General features: G+C 47.2%; 13 protein-coding genes. All 13 read right to left on the reverse strand.

Features of this window, described 5'->3' with window-relative positions; translation table 11 throughout:
• Window positions 1-6: 6 nt before the first annotated feature.
• Window positions 7-4,302: a translocation/assembly module TamB domain-containing protein gene (locus HMPREF1039_RS04915; RefSeq protein ID WP_007391312.1), complete on the reverse strand. Its 4,296-nt coding sequence runs from the start codon at window positions 4,300-4,302 to the stop codon at window positions 7-9.
• 128 nt (window positions 4,303-4,430) lie between these two features.
• Window positions 4,431-5,876 (reverse strand): TolC family protein, encoded by a 1,446-nt coding sequence (locus HMPREF1039_RS04920; RefSeq protein ID WP_007391291.1) that lies wholly within the window; start codon window positions 5,874-5,876, stop codon window positions 4,431-4,433.
• A gap of 62 nt (window positions 5,877-5,938) precedes the next feature.
• Window positions 5,939-7,174: an MlaD family protein gene (locus HMPREF1039_RS04925; protein ID WP_007391292.1), complete on the reverse strand. Its 1,236-nt coding sequence runs from the start codon at window positions 7,172-7,174 to the stop codon at window positions 5,939-5,941.
• Window positions 7,158-7,922, reverse strand: coding sequence for an ABC transporter ATP-binding protein (locus tag HMPREF1039_RS04930; RefSeq protein WP_007391322.1), 765 nt, complete (start codon window positions 7,920-7,922; stop codon window positions 7,158-7,160). The genes HMPREF1039_RS04925 and HMPREF1039_RS04930 overlap by 17 nt, the downstream gene beginning before the upstream one ends.
• An 8-nt stretch (window positions 7,923-7,930) precedes the next feature.
• Entirely contained in the window at window positions 7,931-8,692 is a 762-nt protein-coding gene (locus HMPREF1039_RS04935; RefSeq protein WP_007391264.1) for an MlaE family ABC transporter permease, read from the reverse strand.
• 164 nt (window positions 8,693-8,856) lie between these two features.
• On the reverse strand, window positions 8,857-10,812 hold the full coding sequence (locus HMPREF1039_RS04940) for a SpoIVB peptidase S55 domain-containing protein (protein ID WP_007391290.1): 1,956 nt from the start codon (window positions 10,810-10,812) through the stop codon (window positions 8,857-8,859).
• Window positions 10,813-10,824: 12 nt separating this feature from the next.
• On the reverse strand, window positions 10,825-11,118 hold the full coding sequence (locus HMPREF1039_RS04945; protein ID WP_007391232.1) for a DUF2118 domain-containing protein: 294 nt from the start codon (window positions 11,116-11,118) through the stop codon (window positions 10,825-10,827).
• An 11-nt stretch (window positions 11,119-11,129) separates the two neighbouring features.
• Entirely contained in the window at window positions 11,130-12,215 is a 1,086-nt protein-coding gene (gene mreB / locus HMPREF1039_RS04950; RefSeq protein WP_288888998.1) for a rod shape-determining protein, read from the reverse strand.
• On the reverse strand, window positions 12,184-13,455 hold the full coding sequence (gene murA / locus HMPREF1039_RS04955; RefSeq protein ID WP_007391248.1) for a UDP-N-acetylglucosamine 1-carboxyvinyltransferase: 1,272 nt from the start codon (window positions 13,453-13,455) through the stop codon (window positions 12,184-12,186). The genes mreB and murA overlap by 32 nt, the downstream gene beginning before the upstream one ends.
• 245 nt (window positions 13,456-13,700) lie before the next feature.
• Window positions 13,701-14,282 (reverse strand): histidine phosphatase family protein, encoded by a 582-nt coding sequence (locus HMPREF1039_RS04960; protein WP_007391216.1) that lies wholly within the window; start codon window positions 14,280-14,282, stop codon window positions 13,701-13,703.
• Between the two features lie 72 nt (window positions 14,283-14,354).
• On the reverse strand, window positions 14,355-17,888 hold the full coding sequence (gene nifJ / locus HMPREF1039_RS04965; RefSeq protein WP_007391296.1) for a pyruvate:ferredoxin (flavodoxin) oxidoreductase: 3,534 nt from the start codon (window positions 17,886-17,888) through the stop codon (window positions 14,355-14,357).
• Window positions 17,889-18,099: 211 nt separating this feature from the next.
• Window positions 18,100-19,266 (reverse strand): class I SAM-dependent methyltransferase, encoded by a 1,167-nt coding sequence (locus HMPREF1039_RS04970; RefSeq protein ID WP_007391283.1) that lies wholly within the window; start codon window positions 19,264-19,266, stop codon window positions 18,100-18,102.
• A gap of 26 nt (window positions 19,267-19,292) precedes the next feature.
• Window positions 19,293-20,120: a bifunctional methylenetetrahydrofolate dehydrogenase/methenyltetrahydrofolate cyclohydrolase gene (locus tag HMPREF1039_RS04975; protein ID WP_007391266.1), complete on the reverse strand. Its 828-nt coding sequence runs from the start codon at window positions 20,118-20,120 to the stop codon at window positions 19,293-19,295.
• Window positions 20,121-20,127: the final 7 nt, after the last annotated feature.

The following is a 20,127-nucleotide window of genomic DNA, read 5'->3' on the forward strand; positions in this document are numbered from 1 at the left end:
CCACCTTTAAAATGAATAGCGATAGGTTGCACCTAAAAACGAGGAGTCTTTCGATTTCCAAGTATCTATACTTAAACCGCGCGTTAAATCATACTGTATCCCTACACGATTATCTTGGTGATTCAATCCGAAAGCGGCCGTCAGCATCACATTATCATATATATACTTACCCATTTCAATATTATAATAATTCTTACTTAAATCCGTATTACGATCATTCAAATTCAGGGAACCGTTTGTCACCATTAACCGATCTAAGGCCAGCACGCGTTCTAATTGCTGTGTAATCCCCAAACTATTCAAAGTCATCCGAAGTCCGGAGCCCAATAATTGATGAAAATCCTTGTCATCCAGCGAACTTTGCTGTTTGGCATTCCCGTTTCGCAATGTAATCAAAGACACGATTTGCTGTTTCGTCAACGGTGGATTCGACCGTAAAATCAAATCCATTCGCTCTACAGGCCCTCGTAACGTCAACCCCACATCATATTGACCGATCCGACTGTTCCCTTCTATATCTACCGTAGGCAACAACGAATTTCGCTGTGAAAAATCGGCTTGCGCCTTGGCAATTTTAAAATTCGTATCCAAATATCGCACAAGACCGGACCGGGCTTCAAATTTACCGAAAGGCTTCGGTTGTCGGGTGGACCCTCGGAAAGTCGCCGAACCTGTTATCATTAAATCACAAATTGCCGGATTATACAACCGTACAGACTGTCCCGATGATACGGTCAGATCCAATCCTATATTCGGCAAAGAGGCGGACGAACTCATCGCTAAAGGCGGCTTGATCACGGCATGGGCGATTTGCACAATACCGCTGAGTATCGGTTTATGCTGACGATTCCTTAAAAGAAGATGTCCGTTCAGCGGGCCTTTAAAATAAGGCGAATATATTACCGGGTGATCCGCATCCGCCGTCACCTTATACTGCGTAAGTCTTCGTCCTTGCCAATCCGCCTCGCCCTGTATGGCTATCGTCCCGGGATGAAGTGCATCTTCCTTATCCATAGCGGCCTTCACATCCATTACCATATGATTACCTTGAAACGAAGCAAGCCCGACTATATGCTGCAAAGGATATTTTACATCACGAAATTTAACCGTTCCGTCTTCACAAGTCACTTCACCGTGCACCAACGGGCGCGCAGCGGTTCCTCCCAGCGTGAGATTTCCTTTTACCTCTCCGGTTGCAGCTTGTATACGGGGAGTTAAAAACGTTAATGCATCTAAATTGGCTTTGTCCAATTTCAACGTAACCGCCAATGGATCCCGCGATTTTTCATCCGTCAATGCCCGCAGAGGAACCACGCCGTTGGCACTGACCCGATAATTACCTTTCGTAATCGTTGCCTGATTCAACATAAATTTTCCCTGTTTAAAATTCCCTAACGCATACGCCTTGTCAAACGGAATGCCGTTAATCGTACCGCCGTTCAACTGCGCCGAGACATCGGCCTGCAGCTGCTGTGCCGTTCCTTTTATATCCGCTACTAAATCGACAGGAGAAATAAGCGGTAGCCGAGTATGTCCCAATATACCGGTTAATACAGTAGAAGGAAATTTTCTTAACGCCACTTGCATATGTACCGGCCCATAAAACGAATACTTTCCCTTTACCGCCAACACGGCATCGCCGCTTTTCAAGACTAATGAACGGATCGTTACCGTTTTCCCGTTATACATAATATGCACCGGTGAAGGCTCTATGTTTAACCCGTTTAAAGCCGCCTGCGTAAGGGTGCCGACCACGTCTACATGCGGATCTTTCCTTGTCCCTTGCACTCGAATTTCGCCATCAACGCTTCCTTTAACATTCTGTACGGGAATATGGGCCACTTGCAATATATTTTGCAAATTCCCCTGTGCGATTTTCGTATAAGCGGACAGTTTTCCCGTCCGTACATTTACCGTCCCGACCGCGGAGTATTTACCCTGTCCCTGTCTAAAGGACAAGTTGTTCAATCGCCAAATATGATTTACATAAGAAAAATCACCGTTCACTGCTTCCATGGGAAATCCCTGCACAATAAAGCGTCGACTCCGTACATTTCCTTGCAGGTCGGGTGCTGTCGGCGTACCGCCGACATGCAACTGTACATCCACAAAGCCCTGCGGCTGCAGGGGACTATTTCTGATAAATCGCGGCACTTCAATCGATTGACCGTGTACTGCCAGATCCATCTTTTTCCCTACAGACCCCTTGGCGGTAAAATTCGCATCATAAGCCGAAGCCGTCACATTATTCAAATACAACGTATGGTCTTGATAATGATAGTCCCCTTGCACTTGTTGATATAAATACCCCTGTACCGAACCGTCCCATAAATGAATGCGCCCGATAGCTTCCGGTCGAGTCCACTGTCCTCGAATCAGTACATCATTCGCCGCCCAACCGGTTACGCGCATATGACGAGGTACCATGTTACCCGCTATATCTTCCAGCCGTACACGATTGCTGTGAATAGATAAATTCAACGTTTTTGCCGCTACATTCACCCGGCCCTGTGCGGTATGAATGCCGTCATGATATCGCCATTGCGCCTGCTGTATATTAATCATATGGCGATCGCCCTGCAACTCGCCTGTCAACGTATCAAAACGCCGCTGCTGCACCGCCCCTTTAACAGCCTGAAATTGTAATCGCCATTGCCATAAGGGACCATACACCGCACCCTTACCGTTCCAAATTCCCCTGATCGCTATGGGAAGACGGGTAGATAAAAACTGCGGCTGCACACCCTGTATACGGAAAGAAAAATCGGGAATGCGGCGGTTATAGTCATAGGTTCCCTGCAACTGTACGGCACCGCCGCCCGCATGCGCCTGCATAGAAGAAACTCGCAGCATGCCCCCGGTATACTGCACGTTCCCTTGCAAATACGGAATCTGTACCCCTTTGTATGTCAAATTCCGTACAGTCCCTTGCACGGCAGCTTGTATACCGGATATTGTCAGCGGTCCATGCAGCCAAATATTACCGGTAATCACGCCCTGTAACGACCGGGGACAATAGGGTATCTTGGCTAATTGCATTTGCGCTACTTTCAACTTTGCCGAAAAAATATGCGTTTTCCCGTCATACGTCCCGTCTCCCGTCACCGTACCGTTTGCCGCTTGTCCGTATATTCGTTTAACCGCCAGGCGATGCCGCTTAAATTCCACTTCCGCCCGTCCTTGCCGCAATGACACACCTTGATACGAAGCCCGAGGAACGGTAACCCGACCTTGCACTTGCAAATCATTTATCTTTCCCTGTATCCGTCCGGAAAATCCCGCCTCTCCGGTCAACGCCTGCGGCACATAGGCCGGAAAAGCACGTAGCTGTATACGTTCGGCATCTACCGCCATATTACATTGCGGAACGGCGCCGGAAATATCTACATTCCCGGCTACTTGTACCGCCTGCCCGTTCACCTTCCCCTGCATTTGTCGCACGTGAATCACCGAAGAATCTAATACCAACGTACCGTCAACAGCCGTCAAATGCACCCCTTTAACTGCGGCTTTACCGGCTTGTATTTCCAATCGCCCCTGCAGCCTTCGTTGTGTCCCGTGCTGTGACGCGCCAATCCGCAGCCGCTGTATCATGCCGCCTTGAAACGTAACCGGCACCGCCTGCGGCGGAATTATCGCTTGGCACCATACCAGGGGAATGCCGTCACTGCGCAAGGTACCTTGCCAAAATTGCGACGACCCATATATCCCCTGTAACGAAATTTGTCGCCCTTCCAGCTTGCCGTCCAAATTCACCCGCACCTTTTGCGGCGAAGAAAAATCAGCCGTACCGTTACAATCTTTAATCCGTATGCCCGTTCTTCCGGGCAAAGAAGCGCGTATCGTGCCGTTTCGCACCCCGATAACCGCCCTGAAGCCGTTATCCGTATGCGATTGTTCAAATTGTAAAATAGATTGTATATTCCACTGTTTGTCATTTACATTCCGCCAAACATGCAACGTAGGCGCATCAATATCCACGCGATCAATGGCGACTGCCGCGTTCGCGCCTTTCCATACGGAAAGCAGGCGCCACGGATTCAACTGTAACGTGACCTTATTTCCGGATACCACAATACGCCCTTGTCGATCGGTAATGACCGGGTGCTGTAAAACGACGGCCCCCTGCCAATCAATCTGCAAAGAAGAAAATTGCAATGAACCATTTATTTTTTTATTGACCGAATACCGTATGACGGTCGCAACCTTTTGTAACAATACGGGTTTCTCCGCTTGTATTGCAACAAGACCGACCGCTACGCATACCCCGATTGTCCCCATGACAATCTGTGTTTTTTTCACGCTTCTCACCTGTTATCGATTCTTAATAATTAAAGAGAGAACTGTTCTCTTCACAATTCTCTCTTCATTGTACCGATCCCCTCTTATAAAATCAAGCCGGAAAGAGCCGCCCCGACAGGTACCTTTTATCAAGGCCGAACAACGCCGGAACGCACGTCCATCCCCATCGCCTGTTCTAAAGAAGAAATTCCCACATTATAATCATACAAAGCTTGTATATGGTTTATTTTGGCTTGATTTAATGCCAACTGTGCATCCAATACATCCAAATTGATCCCCACGCCGGCTTCATAACGCACCCGTGAAATAGCAAAGCCTTCGGCCGCCTGCGTCACTGCCGCCTGCGTTTCCCGTACACGCTGTGCCGCACTGCGAACGGCCAAATAAGCCTGTTTAACTTGCAATTGCACACCGTCTCGCGTTTTTTGTTCTATTTCACCGGCAATATTCAAGTCCTGCCGAGCTTGAGAAATTTTATGTTTCCCGGCTCCGCCGTCATAAAACCGATAGGATATTTGCCCGCCTAAAGACCATGTTTTATGCTTGGTGCCGGGAAATGCCGTATCATTCCAGGCTTGTGTAAACCGAATGCCCGCCGTCGGTCGATTGTCCGCCTTGGCCAAAGCCATATACGTCGCCGCTTTTTGTACAGACAACGCCGCCTGTAAAACTTCCGGTCTGTACGTCAATGCATACTGCGTGGATTCTTGCAAAGACAACGTATAGGCTTGAAACGGCAGGCGATGATCTTGTAAGGTCAACGCCGTCGTAAGCGGTAATCCTAAAATATTATCCAAATTATCTTCCGCCAAAGCCGCCTCATTATCCGCTCCTACAGCGCGCGTCTTAGCCGCAGCCAATGAAACCTCGGAATGCAGCACATCTACCTTGGCAACGGTACCTACCGTATATTGCGCTTTTACATTCTGTACATGCGCTTGTAAATTGGCAACCGCCTCTTTATATACACGCTGCACTTCCCGTGCCGCCAATAAAGAAAAATATCCTTTAACCGCCTCTAATTTCGTATTCTGTTCGCTTTTTAACAAGTCTTCCTGCGCCGCTTCTTTTCCTAATTCAGCCAAGGCGATCCCGTGTTCTATCCGCCCCCCCGTATACAACGGCAAGGACACGGTCAATTCATGATTATATTGATTGCCCGTCATCGGTCCCATCGCCGTTACCGCCGAGCCGCGTCCGGCGGAAAATGTATATTCGCCGGTTATACTGCGTGCCGCTTTGGCTTCACCGATAGCCGCTTCCGCTTTTTTAACAGCATAACGAGACGCTTTTAAATCTCTGTTATACGCCAGTGCCAACCGTACCGTTTTGGGCAAATCCAAGGTCATCTGCGTCGTATGCGCTCCCTTGTCCGTTATAACCGAAGCCGCCGCTTTTTTTGCTTCCCGTTCACGAATCACCGCCGTATGAGCCGCAATTTGTTCGGCCAATTCTTCTCGCATCAAAGGGGTTACATCTACGGGACGAATGTTCCCATTTTCCGGAACACCGTCCGCCGTCCCCGGGGTTGCCGCCGCAACGGTCATCGTAACGGCGGAAAAAGCCATAATCATACCTATTTTTTGTACTATATTTTTTTCATAAAAACCCCCATCTTTCCCTTTCGGTCTCGACACTAAAAAGAATAATTCAGCCCATAATAATTACCGCCGTCCTGCTGTCGGAAAGGCCGCGTTATTTGTCCGAAAAGATACACATTCGGAGCCACGCGATATTGTCCCTTAAAACGATATTGCCACTGATTCGGATTATATCCCTCTATCGACAACCGCAACGGGCCGTCGGCAAAAAAATCCAATCCGATTCCCAACTCACCGTTAATCAGCCCCCAGCGCGCATCCATCAATTTACCGTCCGTTCCATATTGCAAATTCATACGTGTTCTATTCCCGATACCTTCAGAGCCCAACAAAATAAATTTCTTGTTGCGCTTTACTATAAAATTCGCATATCCATAAGTTTCTTTTTTACTCGTATTATATAATATACCGGCTTCGCCGGTAGTCTGTACATCGTTATTTCCCGACAATAACTGATTTACCTTCTGCGAAATAGCGGCTGTATTTTTTAAGGTTGTTTTTATATCCGACTGCGTTTGTGCATCACCGGATACACTTGCCAGAGAATCGGCCACCACCGCCAATTTAGCACTCGTAATCTGCATATTTCGCACTACGGATCGCACATTTTCCGAGGTCGCGCCGTCGCCGTCAAGCCGTTGCAGAGAAACGTTCATTTGCCCCGTTAAAGCGGCCATATTTTGTGTAATTTGTCGAATATTTCCCGAATTTTGCTGTAATAAGGCATCCGTTTGTGCCGTAATCCCATTAATATGTTGCAAAGAGCCGCGCACCGCCTGTTGCGTCCGTGCATCTCCCACAATGGCATTTATATTTTCTACCATCGTATTCGCATTATTCATTAAAGAACCGGCACTGTCCATCATATCCGCCATCGTCTTGGCGGGCATTCCCGCCACGCGATCTCCGGACTGCAAATAATGCGTCGTGTCCCGTCCGGCTTTGATGGACACAATTTTTTCTCCCATCAATCCGTCCGTTGTAATAGAAATTTGCGAATCTTTCGGTATTTTTACCTCATTATTCAACTTCAGCGTCACCCTGACGCCTTCGGCGGTGGGCACCACTTTTTCCACACGCCCCACATTTACCCCGGCATAGCGTACGACATTTCCTTTTTGCAATCCGTTCGCATCCGCCACCAACGCTTGCACTTCATAGCCGGGTTTGCCGAAAATTTCGGCTTGCGCCAAATCAATAATGACATACGAAAATACCAAAACGCCGACGATCGTAACCAACCCCACTTTTGCTTCAGCATTCCATTTCATTATTTCTCATCTCCATATGCGGAAGTATTCCTCCATGAATAAATAACTGAATATCCCGATCTTTCGTTTTTTTAAACGTTTCTTTATCGGCAATTAACCGAAACTTTCCCTGTTGCAAAAAAGCCAATCTGTCCGCCACATAAAAAGCCGAAGTCATATCATGTGTAACGATCACCGACGTTACTTGTAATTGTTGTTGCATATCCCGTATTAAACGATTAATATCCGCACTGCGCAACGGATCCAACCCGGCGGTCGGTTCATCATACAAAATAATTTCAGGGTTCAGCGCCAACGCCCGAGCCAAACCGATCCGCTTTTTCATGCCGCCCGACAACTCATTCGGTCGGGCCTCTTCTTTCCCCGCCAACCCGACAAGCGCCAATTTTTCAGCGACAATACGCCGTATTTCCGTATCCGCCAAAGAAGTTCGTTGCCGCAAACCGAAAGCTACATTTTCCCCCACCGACAAAGAGTCGAACAGAGCGGAATATTGAAATACCATACCCATGCGCATTCTTGCCCGATCCCACTGCGTTTCGGAAAACCGGGAAATATCTTGTCCGTCCCACAATATTTTCCCGCTCGTCGGTTTCTGCAGGCCTATAAGCAACCGCAATAAGGTACTTTTTCCGGAACCGCTCGCACCTAAAATCGCCAGGGTTTCCCCTTGGTGTATCTCTAAATTAACATGGTCCAAGATACATTGAGATTTATACGCAAAGCTTAGATCACATAAGGAAATCATACGTACTCCTAATATAAGATAACCGATAAAATATAATTACAAATAAAAATGAATACAATGGAAGTAACCACCGATTTCGTCGTCGCCCGGCCCACTCCTTCGGCACCGCTTTCGGCATGGAATCCTTCATAACAGGCAATAACGGCAATAATACCGCCGAAAAACATCGCTTTAATCAGCCCGTATACAATATCCCCGACCGCCGTCAATACGGCAATGGAATTTACATAGGTAAAATGTGCCAAACCGGCGCCCCATACAGCCACGGCATAACCGCCGGCAGTGCCGATAACATAGCCGTAAAAAGCTAAGAGCGGCACCATGAGCACACAGGCAACAAACCGCGGCACAACTAAATACGCAATCGGATTCACGGCCAGACACCGCAAGGCATCGATTTGTTCCGTCACTTTCATCGTCCCGATTTCCGCGGTCATCGCCGCCCCTACCCGTCCGGCCATAACAACCCCTGTTAAAATAGGTCCCAGTTCTCGCCCCATAGATACGGACATAGCCCCGCCCAACGTAGATTGCGCGCCGTATCGCAACAAAATATCCACAATTTGTAACGTCATAACCATGCCGGCAAACAATAACGTCAAGCTGACAATAGGCAATGAATCGACACCCAATTTCGCCATTTGATATATCGTCAAATGCCACTTTATATTCGGCAATTGTCTAATCGTACGTCCCCAAAGTAAGGTAAACGCCCCTACCTGCGAGAAGAGAGAAAGTACCCGATTTCCTATACACTCCAAAACGGTCATGCCACTATGTCACCTCTTCAGATATTTCATGATGCTGCTGCCCGCGCATATAAGGCCCGAATTTTTCAGTTTCAACTATCTATGATAATAGCATTATCCCCCTTTGATAGCAAGAGGCACCATAAGAAAACGCCCGTCCTCCAAGGACAGGCGTTTTCTTACGATTATAAAGAGCCTATGACGGTATCCGTGTCCGCCGACACTGCCGCCGCCTCTTCCGCGTTCTTTGTCTTACTGTCTTTCCGGTCTTTTTTTGTGGCTCCTTCTGCCGTTTCTATCGCCGCTTTCATAACGGCCGAAGCTCCGGCTGCCGACCGGTACTTTTTCCTGTATTTTTCTCTTTCTTGCGGACGTACTACCTGAAACGTCAATTGACCGTCACCAAGAATAATATACGGCGTAGGAACCAAGGTCTTGGCTTCTGTATCCTTTTCCTCTTTTGCCCCTTTTTTGTGCGGCTTCCGTAAGTCCGAATCGGTCGGATTCTCTACTTTTTCACGAATCTTCACCTTATCCGATGTATCCTTTTTATCCGGTACCATACTGACATTTTTATCTAAGATTTCAACCACTAAATCATTATTACTTTCTTCCGTTTCAATTTTTTTCTTCAACTCCGCAAAATCTTTATAATGACGCAGGCGAGCTAAAATTTCATCCGTTAAATTATATTTTTGCCGCTCGATCAAATACGGAAGCGGCGTCACCCCGCCGCCGCGAATTTCCAAAATCATTTCTCCCGGAGGCTGATCTTTCGGCACCGTAAAACTCAGGATACGCGTTTCATCGGCACCGCGATACGGATGCAACTTAACCTTTAAATAAATTTCATCACCGGGAGCGACTACTGCAGGAGCCGCCGAAGCATCTACAATACGCGCCGTTTTTTTAGCTTGCGATACACGCACATTCATCTGAATATCCAATACGGGGTACGCAATAAATTCGTTATGCTTCAACATATCCAACACATTATATAATTCATCAATACTTTTTTCATTGATATTTTCTGATGAATAATACATATTGTGTCGCGTAATATCTCTATCCGTCCCCCCGGCACCCCGGATCGTATACGTTAACGAAACCGTCCCGCCGCCAAATCGATCCAACGTTTTATTAATCGTATTATAGACGGCCGTGGAAGCCAACACCGGAGTCAGCTCATTATCTTCCACTATTTTTACTCGTTTTTCCAAAGTTGTCCCCGTATCTTCATCGGTAGCTTTAATAATGACCGGGATTCCCGGACGCAGATCGTTGCGGCGCCCGGCGATACCGGCACCGCGATCTTGTTCAATAACCCCCGTTTCCCGTCCTATCGATCCCAATTTAAACGAAGTATTTAAACTGTTGACAATCGTAAATATATAAGCATTATGCATAAAATAATTAATGCTTCCTTTTTTTAGAAACGGATGTCCGAACGCCACAATATGATCGCCGTCCACATAGGTTACCGTACCGATAGCGCCCATTTTCATATCACCGTTCATTAACGCCGCCGCCACCGCGCTTCCCGGCTCCAAAGCAACCGATGCGCCGTCGCCGGAAGACGTCGGGGCCGCCACCGGATGAAACCGATATTGAGGTAACTTTCCCACAAACCACTGTAACGAAGCACTATCCAAACCGGACGTCATTAACGGCGTGGTAATGGGTATTAAAGAAGCTTCTCTCGCATTAAACGGTCGCATTTCATTTTCATTCGGCACATTCCATAATTTCACCATATCGGTAATAGGCGTAATCATGCCCAAACGCGATTTCGTGAAAGACCACCCATAGGCCACGGCTCCCAATAATTTTCCGTTAATATATACGGGACTGCCGCTCATTCCTTGTGCAATCCCGCCGCTGCGTTCAATTAACGGCCCTGAAAATTCCGCCAATACCAAATCGCCGGAAGGACCGCTGTTTTTCATGACCCCGATAATTTTAACGGGAAAAGTTTCTATCGCAGTACCGTGGACAACGGTTTTGGCATATCCCGTCATGCCTTCCTGCACATCTTTGACTGCCATAAATTCTTGTGCCTGTACAGACATGGTCATTACACAACACAATACCAGCAGCCGGGAATACCCTGCTATTTTTCGAATTTTTCGCCAATTTATCATGCGTGCATACCCTTACTTTTCATCCACAATAATAACTGCCGCGCCTTGTTGTACTTCTGCCCCCGGCGCAGTTTTAACCACTTTGACAACCCCGTCCCTTTGCGCTCTGATCGCCGGCATGGGACCGGCTAAAGACGCTACGGTCAGCAAAACATCGCCTTCTTTTACTTGCGTCCCTACAGCCGCAACGGATACCACCGTTCCGGTTAATACGGAGGCGCAAGATACCTCTTCAGCCATTACCGGCGTTACCGCCAGGAAGGACGCCCCCAACATGACGGTCATCACATTCTTTACTATACGCATGGTACACTCCTTTAAATATCTTCCATATTATTTTTAAAATCATTCATATGGCGCAACGCCTTTCCGGCACCTTGTGCAACACAGAGCAACGGCGCCTCACATAAATAAGCGGCAATGCCCGTTTTTTGTACAATCAATCGGTCCAATCCGTCCAACAACATGCCGCCGCCGGTCAATAAAATACCGTGATCCGCAATATCCGCAGCTAATTCGGGCGGCGTTTTTTCTAACATATCCAAAATAGTTTTTAAAATACAATCCAACGGTTCCTGTAACGCCTGTCGAATTTCTTGGGAGTCAATATCCGCTTCCGCAGGTAATCCCGTTTCCGTACTGCGTCCATGCACTACCGCCGTATCCTGCTTACCGTCCGCCAACGCCGTGCCGATCAATATTTTTAATTTTTCCGCCGTACCGCAGCCTACTGTAATATGTTTATACCGCTCCAAATACTGCTGAACGGCTTGATCGAACGTCCGACTTCCCAGCCGCAAAGACGCACTGATCACGATCCCGCTTAAACTTAAAACGGCCACATCCGTAGTACCGCCGCCCAAGTCCACTACCATAGAGCCGTTCGAACGGGCCGTATCTATACCGGCGCCTACTGCCGCCGCCAACGTTTCTTCCATAATAACAATTTTACCGGCGCCGGCTTGTACCAACGCTTCCATAACCGCCCGACGCTCTACATTCGTAATACCCGACGGTACACAAACCAACACGCGCGGCTTAAAAAGACGTACTTTTCTGATTGCCTTACCGATAAAATAATGTAACATATATGCGGTGGCGTCATAATCGGCAATCACGCCGGCCTGCAACGGATGGTAGGCGGCAATATTTCCGGGCGTTCGTCCTTGCATCGCATACGCTTCTTTCCCTACCGCCACCACTGTATTTCGCTCCGTATCCACAGCAATGACCGACGGTTCATTCACCACAATTCCCCGTTTTTTTACATATATGACAATGTTCTCCGTCCCCAAATCAATGGCAATATCCTTTCCCGGCCAATGATTTTTCGACCAAACGGATTTCTTTTCTTGCCGGCATGATGAAGTATCAGTTTTCTTCTTCCATATTGACCCGAACAATATCAGCACCTAGCCTTTGCAATTTTGCTACCAAATTATCATAGCCGCGATCGATATGATACAAATATCCCACTTTGGTTTCGCCTTCCGCTACCAATCCGGCCAAAACCAACGCCGCACCGGCACGTAAATCCGTAGCACTCACGGAAGCGCCTCGCAACACAGGCACCCCTTCAATCACGGCGCTTCTTCCTTCAATGCGAATTTTTGCACCCATTCGTTTAAATTCATCCACATGCATAAAGCGATTTTCAAAAACAGTTTCCGTGACTACACTCGTACCCTTGCAGATGGTCGTTAAGGCCATAAATTGTGCCTGCATATCCGTCGGAAATCCCGGATACGGCAGCGTTTTAATGTCTACAGAACGCCGCTGCGAACCGCCCATGACCCGAATGCCGTCAATTTCTTCTTCAACCGTTGCACCTACCTCTTTCAACTTGGCAATTAAAGGTTTTAAATGCTCTGATAACGCATTTTCCACAAACACATCGCCCCCGGTCATTGCGGCACCCACCATAAACGTGCCGGCTTCAATACGATCGGGAATAACGGCATGTGCGGCTCCATGTAATGTTTTCACGCCTTCAATGCGAATAACATTCGTACCGGCACCGCGAATGTTGGCGCCCATACTGTTTAAATAAGTCGCCAAATCCACTATTTCCGGCTCTTCCGCCGCATTTTCCAAAATCGTTTTACCTTCCGCCATAGCCGCCGCCATCAGCACATTTTCCGTAGCCCCTACACTCGGAAAATCCAAATAAATTTGTGCGCCTTTCAACCCTTGCGGCACTTCCGCCTTGATATTGCCGTCCGCCAACGTAATAGACGCCCCCATCGCTTCAAATGCTTTTAAATGCAAATCAATCGGGCGCGCACCGATAGAACATCCGCCGGGAAGGGAAATCTCCGCCTTTCTTTTGCGTGCCAACAGCGGTCCCATTACCAAAAAAGAAGCACGCATACGTCGTACCAAATCATAGGGTGCCGCCGTTGCATTTAATCCTGCCGCGTCGATTTCCAACACGCCTTTTTGTAACTTTTTAATCTCTACGCCTAAAGAACGAATGACATCGCAAACCGTCTGCACATCCGCCAATTCCGGAATTTCCGTCAGGGTACTTTGCGTCATTCCCAACATGGATGCGACAATAATCGGCAAAACAGCATTTTTTGCACCGCTGACACGTACCGTTCCCCGAAGAGGTTTTCCACCACGAATAACAAGCTTCTCCAAATCCGTTGCCTCCTGATAGCTTTGAGTCAAGGTATATTTATGAGCAAAATGATCCCATGCTCCGCCATAATAAATAGTTTCACTATCAAGTCATTGTACCATAAATATGCCGAAACCGAAAGAGAAACTTACAGCAAACCGAACGGTCCGATTGCCGCTCCCTAAAGAAAAAACATCAATAACGCTTTTTGAAAAAATTTTTCCGCGCCCAAGCCCGAACGAATACAACGGTCGCCCCTTATATTTCATTGAAAAACTTGTACTTCCTGTACCGTACAAGGCGGGATTACTTTTTCTCGAGGAAAAAGTCGCATATAAGTCTCCGCCGCCAACCCGGGATGATAATATTGCAATAATACATTGCTGATAAAACGACTGTGCGAAAATATAAGAATATGTCGCTCTCTTCTCCGGCTTAATAATTCCCACATATGCTCCGTTCGCGCCGCCAACTGCCGATAACTTTCCGCTCCCGGGCCGTCAACAAAATCCGGATCTTCCCGTTGCCAATAGGCTGCCAATGCCGGTTGCCGTTCGGCGGAAGTGGTGCTCATAAAACGTCCGGGAGATAAACACACAAATTCCCGCACACATTCCCAGATCCCCGTTGCCGCTTCCGGAAACCGGGCAATCATTTTTAACGCCGTTTGTTCCGCCGGCAAATAAGGAGATGTCAGAATCAGTTCCGGTTGCCACGGAAAGCGCTCCGCAAAGGTTCCGGCTTGCGTAATGCCTGCCGACGATAAAAAAATAAATTGCGGATTTTCCGTAGCTTCCCCCCTATCGGCTACGCTTTCTCCATGACGCACAAACCAAATGGTTTTCATTCTTTTCTCCTCCTTTCTATATGCGGAAAAGCAAGCATACGGCCCTTTTCCGACTGTATGCTTGCCGTTTCTCTATTTGCCCGCCAACATCCTGTATACTTCATATTTTTGTTTGGCAAATTCTTCCGCCTTTACAAATAATTCTTCCGCCAATTCCGGGAACGTTCGGGTTAACGCCGCATAGCGAGTTTCCCCCATTAAATAATCCCGGAACGATTCCTGAGGCTCTTTGGAATCCAATATAAAAGGATTTTTTCCTTCTTGTTTTAATACCGGATTATAGCGATACAAATGCCAGTATCCGCAAGCCACGGCCCGCTTCATTTCCTCCTGCGCGTGTCCCATGCCGCAGCTTAAGCCGTGATTAATACAAGGTGCATAGGCAATAATAACGGACGGTCCGTTGTAAGCTTCCGCCTCTTTAATCGCCTTGATCAGCTGACCGGGATCGGCGCCCAACGCCACTTGTGCAATATACACATGACCGTATGTCATGAGTAAACGTCCTAAATCTTTTTTATTAAATTTACGACCGGATGACGCAAATTGCGCCACCGCTCCTATAGGCGTTGCTTTGGAAGATTGCCCGCCCGTATTGGAATACACTTCCGTGTCAACAATCATAATATTAATATTGACATCCATGGCCATCACATGATCCAGTCCGCCATAGCCGATATCATATGCCCAACCGTCACCGCCATACATCCAAATTGTTTTCTTTATTATATGTTCTCTATGTGCCAAAATGTATTGTTGTAGTACGGCCGCTTCTCCCGTCAGCGTAACTTGCTGTAATTCGTGAATATACCGACGACTGATATCTTCCGTCACTTCGCCTTCATTGTCGACACCGATGGACGCCAACCAGGCGACAGCCGCCTCTTGCAACGGGCCGACCGTAAGGGCCGCCAATTGTTCGGTCTTCAGCCGTATGTCTTCCCGTTGCTGCTCCATAGACAAGGCCATTCCCAACGCAAATTCCGCATTATCTTCAAACACGGAATTGGACCATGCCGGCCCATACCCTTCATGATTCGTCGTATACGGAATACTGGGCATTGCCGAGCCCCAAGCCTGCGTACACCCGGTGGCATTGGCCACCAACATACGCGAACCGAAAAGTTGTGTCAAAATCTTCATATATGCCGTTTCCGTACAACCGGCACAAGCCCCCGAAAACTCCAAAAGCGGTTTATTAAATTGACTCCCTTTAACCGAAAATTTATCCATTCCCGTCACTTTTGGTTGTACGGTTTGTGCAAATTGCCAATTCACATCTTCCTGTCGTTGCGTTTCCAAGGGGCGCATTACTAACGCCTTATCTTTTGCGGGGCACACATTGGCGCACGTATCACAGCTATAGCAATCCAACGGCGATACTTGGATACGAAATTCATATGCCCCCATGTCTTTGCCGATCGCCTTTTTGGTCACAAAAGAAGCCGGCGCCGCCGCTTTTTCCTGTTCATCGACTAAATACGGCCGAATACAGGCATGCGGACATACCAAAGCGCAGCGATTACATTGTATACAACGGTCCGGAATCCATTCGGGAACGGTCGAAGCAATGCCGCGTTTTTCATACTGTGTAGTGCCTAACGGATACGAGCCGTCCACATACGGCACAAACTCACTGACCGGTATGGAATCGCCCTTCTGTGCATTGGCCGGATCTACAATTTTTTTAATAAAATCCGGAACCCGACGTTCTTCAACGGGACGAGTGTCTTCCGCCGTCGCCCAATGTTCCGGTACCGACACGGCCACCAATCCGTTAATACCGCGGTCTACCGCTTCCTGATTCATGGCAATAACTTTTTCACCTTTTACTAAATATGTCTCGACAATGGCTTTTTTCATGTATTTCACCGCATCTTCCAAAGGTAAAATACGGGTCAACGCAAAAAATGCCGCCTGTAAAACCATATTGGTATGATTTCTTCCCAAGCCGATTTCTTCCGCAATCGCCGCCGCATCAATAATATAAAACTTTACTTTCTTTTCGGCAAGCTTCCGTTTAACCGCCGCCGAAAGACGGGTTTCCAATTCTTCCGCACGCCAACTGCAATTTAAAAGGAAAGTGCCCCCTACCCGCACTTCATCCATAATATCATACGTATCCATATAGGCTTCTTTATGACACGCTAAAAAATCCGCCTGTTTTATATAGTATGTAGCCCGAATCGGCTGCTGTCCGAAGCGCAAATGGGATTTGGTAACCCCTCCCGATTTTTTCGTGTCATACTCAAAATAAGCCTGTACAAACATATCCGTATTATCACCGATAATTTTAATCGAATTTTTATTCGCACCGACCGTTCCGTCCGAACCGAATCCCCAAAACTTACAATTTATCGTTCCCCGCATGTCTACCGAAATAGGTGTATCCGGAACGGATAACTTCGTAACATCGTCCAAAATTCCTATGGTAAAATGCTTTTTCGGCGCCGGATTCCACATATTTTGAAACACTGCATGAATAGAGGCCGGCGGCACGTCTTTAGAGGAAAGCCCGTACCGACAGGCATAGACCGACAACGGCAAGCCTCTATGTTCCAAAGCTGCACAAATATCACAATACAAAGGTTCTCCCAAGGCGCCCGGTTCTTTCGTCCGATCCATAACAGTAATGCGCTTGACAGTAGGCGGTAACACTTGCAAAAAATGTTCCAATGAAAATGGCCGGAACAACCGCACCTGTAGCAAACCGGTTTTCTTTCCTTCCCGATTTAAGGCATCTACAGTTTCTTGAATCGTCCCCGCAACGGATCCCATCGCTACAACAATATCTTCCGCATCCGCCGCGCCGTAATATTCGAATATTTTATACGTCCGCCCCGTTAAAGCCCCTATCGCATCCATATATTCCTGCACAATCCCCGGCAACCGCTCATACCAGAGATTATTTGCTTCTCGTGCTTGAAAGAACATATCCGGATTGGTAACCGTACTGCGCATCACCGGATGTTCCGGATTCAGGCCCCGATGTTTAAACGCATACAAGGCTTCCCGATCCACTAACGCCGCCAATGTATCCTCGTCCAACAATTGAATTTTTTGAATTTCATGGGATGTACGAAAGCCGTCAAAAAAATGCATAAACGGCACATGTCCTTTAATCGCCGATAAATGTGTCACAGCCGCCAAATCGGCACATTCTTGCACATTCGCACTGCAAAGCATGGCAAATCCCGTATTACGACACCCCATAACGTCCGAATGATCCCCGAAAATCGACATCGTATGCGATCCGACCGTTCGTGCCGCCACATGCATTACCACCGGTTTTAACTGACCCGACAAGCGATGCATGACAGGAATCATAAGCATCAGACCTTGAGAAGCCGTAAAGGTCGAACACAAACTCCCCGTTTCCGCCGCGCCGTGAACCGCACCTATAGCACCGGCTTCCGACTGCATTTCCACTAATTTTACAGGCTGGCCGAAAATATTCTTTCTGCCCTTGGCTGCCCAAACGTCCACATGCTCCGCCATAGGTGAAGACGGCGTAATGGGATAAATCGTTGCCACTTCCGTAAACGCATAGGCCACGTGTGCCGCTGCTTCATTGCCGTCCATGGTTTTCGTAAGTTGTCCGACCATAAAACCAGCTCCCTTCTTATTCTCTATATCGACAAAAGTTATACGTTTAACTTAAGTATAGTTCAGCAAGCGATAAAAGTAAAGCATATTATGATTGCCATTTAGGCATTATTATTTCTAAAAAATATCGAGAATGCAAGTATCTCTTCTTTCCCAAAAAAAGAACGTATCCGCTTCGCAGATACGTTCCGAATCCGATATATACAACTTTTTAATACCACCGTGTCATCGGCAATTCATTATTCGTGCCCTTCGTCATTAACACCTGATGCACATCAATATTTCCGATAAAGAACGAGACGGCACAACCGCAAAGGTACAGATCCCACATACGTGCAAACTCTTCACCTTTTGCCGCAATAACCCGATCCCGTACACCTTGGAAATTATGGTACCAGCACATCAACGTTTTATAATAATGGCGTCGCAAACTTTCTACATCAATAACTTGGAAATCATTGTCATATGCCAAACTGATGATTTCCCGCAAAGACGGCAAGGTACCGCCGGGAAAAATATATTTGCGCATCCACGGATTCCCTACCGTTTCATCATGTCCGCTAATATAATGCAACAAGAACAACCCGCCTTCTACCAACAAATGTTCCGCCGTTTCCATATACAACGGATAATTGGAGCGGCCTACATGTTCCAACATCCCCACACTGACAATACGATCAAAGGTACGCCCCGATTGTTCCAAGTCCCGATAATCGATCAATTCAATCTGAACTTGCCCTTCCAATCCCATCGCTTTAATACGTTCTTGCCCTTTTTTCCATTGTTCCTTACTTAAGGTGCAGCCAAATCCCTTCACGCCGTATTTTTTTGCCGCTTCAATCAATAAATATCCCCAGCCGCAACCAATATCCAACAACGTCATCTGCGGTTGCAAATGTAATTTTTCTAAAATATAATGCACCTTATTATGCTGCGCTTCTTCCAATGTATCCGTGTCGTTCTTAAAATATGCACACGAATAACTCATAGAAGGATCCAACCACAACGAATAAAAATCATTCCCCAAATCATAATGAGAGGATACTTGTTCCTTCTGTTTGGATTTTGATTCCGACGTATATAAAATTCTTCCTAACGCACTTTTATCCAAGGAAAATTGATTATTTTGACTCAACATACATTGCAAAGCCGTAAATAAATCCCCTTTAATTTCCAAATCTTTGCGCATATAGGCTTCCCCTAAAGCCAGAGAAGTTGAAGATAACAATTCCCGCTTGGGAATGTCTTTATGAATAGCAATTTCAAAAGCCGGTTCCCCCGCACCGATAGTATATTTTTTCCCATGAAGTTCTACGGTAAAACAATATTTATCGAACCGATGTAAATAGTGAATAAAAAACGAATCTAAAATATTCATAATCAAGCACCCCTTTTTTAACTTTCTCATTTGTGTGTAAGTACATTTTCCAATACCATAGTAGTCGTCACAGCGCCTATCCCCCCCGGTACAGGTGTTATCGCTCCGGCAATCTTTGCCGCTTCGTCAAACGCAACATCGCCGACAGTCTTACCGTTTTTACAATTAATACCGATATCAATCACGACGGCGCCCGGCTTAATCATATCCCCTGTAATACATGCCGCTTTTCCCACCGCCCCTATAACAACATCGGCCCGACGTACTACTTGCGACAACGCCTGCGTATGAGAATGACAAACGGTTACCGTCGCATTTTCCTGCAAACATAATTGTGCCAACGGTTTGCCTACAATGTTACTGCGCCCTACAATCACCACTTCTTTACCTGCCAACGCAATATGATAATACGCCAATACTGCCATCACCGCTTTAGGCGTACACGGTATAAACGACGGCTTGCCTGTATATAATCGTGCCACACTGCTGTCCGTAAGACCGTCTACATCCTTTTCCGGACAGATGGCGTTAATAACGCGATTTGCATGGATATGAGAAGGCAATGGCAGCATCAACAAAATGCCGAAAACCTCGTCCTTACCATTTAACCTCTCTATACAAGACAACAACGTTTCTTCTGTAACCGTTGCCGCAAATCGATGTATCGTTCCTTGTAAACCGATCGCTTCCGCCGCTTTTTTCATAGACGACGCATACATGGCCGATGCCGTATCCTCCCCGGCCAATACTATAGCCAGCTCCGGATACACCCCGTCTTTTCGCCGTGCTTCCACTTGCGTTCTCAGCCGTCGTCGATACCATGCGGCCACTTTCTTTCCATCTAAAAGCTGCACATTCCTT

This window comes from Megasphaera lornae (genome assembly GCF_000214495.1).
Lineage (GTDB): Bacteria > Bacillota > Negativicutes > Veillonellales > Megasphaeraceae > Megasphaera > Megasphaera lornae.

Bases quoted from the DNA above. Each gene is read 5' to 3' on its own strand.
- HMPREF1039_RS04970 (WP_007391283.1), bottom strand. From the start codon at position 19,266: ATGAATATTTTAGATTCGTTTTTTATTCACTATTTACATCGGTTCGAT.
- nifJ (WP_007391296.1), bottom strand. From the start codon at position 17,888: ATGGTCGGACAACTTACGAAAACCATGGACGGCAATGAAGCAGCGGCA.
- HMPREF1039_RS04935 (WP_007391264.1), bottom strand. From the start codon at position 8,692: ATGACCGTTTTGGAGTGTATAGGAAATCGGGTACTTTCTCTCTTCTCG.
- HMPREF1039_RS04920 (WP_007391291.1), bottom strand. From the start codon at position 5,876: ATGATTATGGCTTTTTCCGCCGTTACGATGACCGTTGCGGCGGCAACC.
- HMPREF1039_RS04940 (WP_007391290.1), bottom strand. From the start codon at position 10,812: ATGATAAATTGGCGAAAAATTCGAAAAATAGCAGGGTATTCCCGGCTG.
- HMPREF1039_RS04945 (WP_007391232.1), bottom strand. From the start codon at position 11,118: ATGCGTATAGTAAAGAATGTGATGACCGTCATGTTGGGGGCGTCCTTC.
- HMPREF1039_RS04925 (WP_007391292.1), bottom strand. From the start codon at position 7,174: ATGAAATGGAATGCTGAAGCAAAAGTGGGGTTGGTTACGATCGTCGGC.
- HMPREF1039_RS04930 (WP_007391322.1), bottom strand. From the start codon at position 7,922: ATGATTTCCTTATGTGATCTAAGCTTTGCGTATAAATCTCAATGTATC.
- HMPREF1039_RS04960 (WP_007391216.1), bottom strand. From the start codon at position 14,282: ATGAAAACCATTTGGTTTGTGCGTCATGGAGAAAGCGTAGCCGATAGG.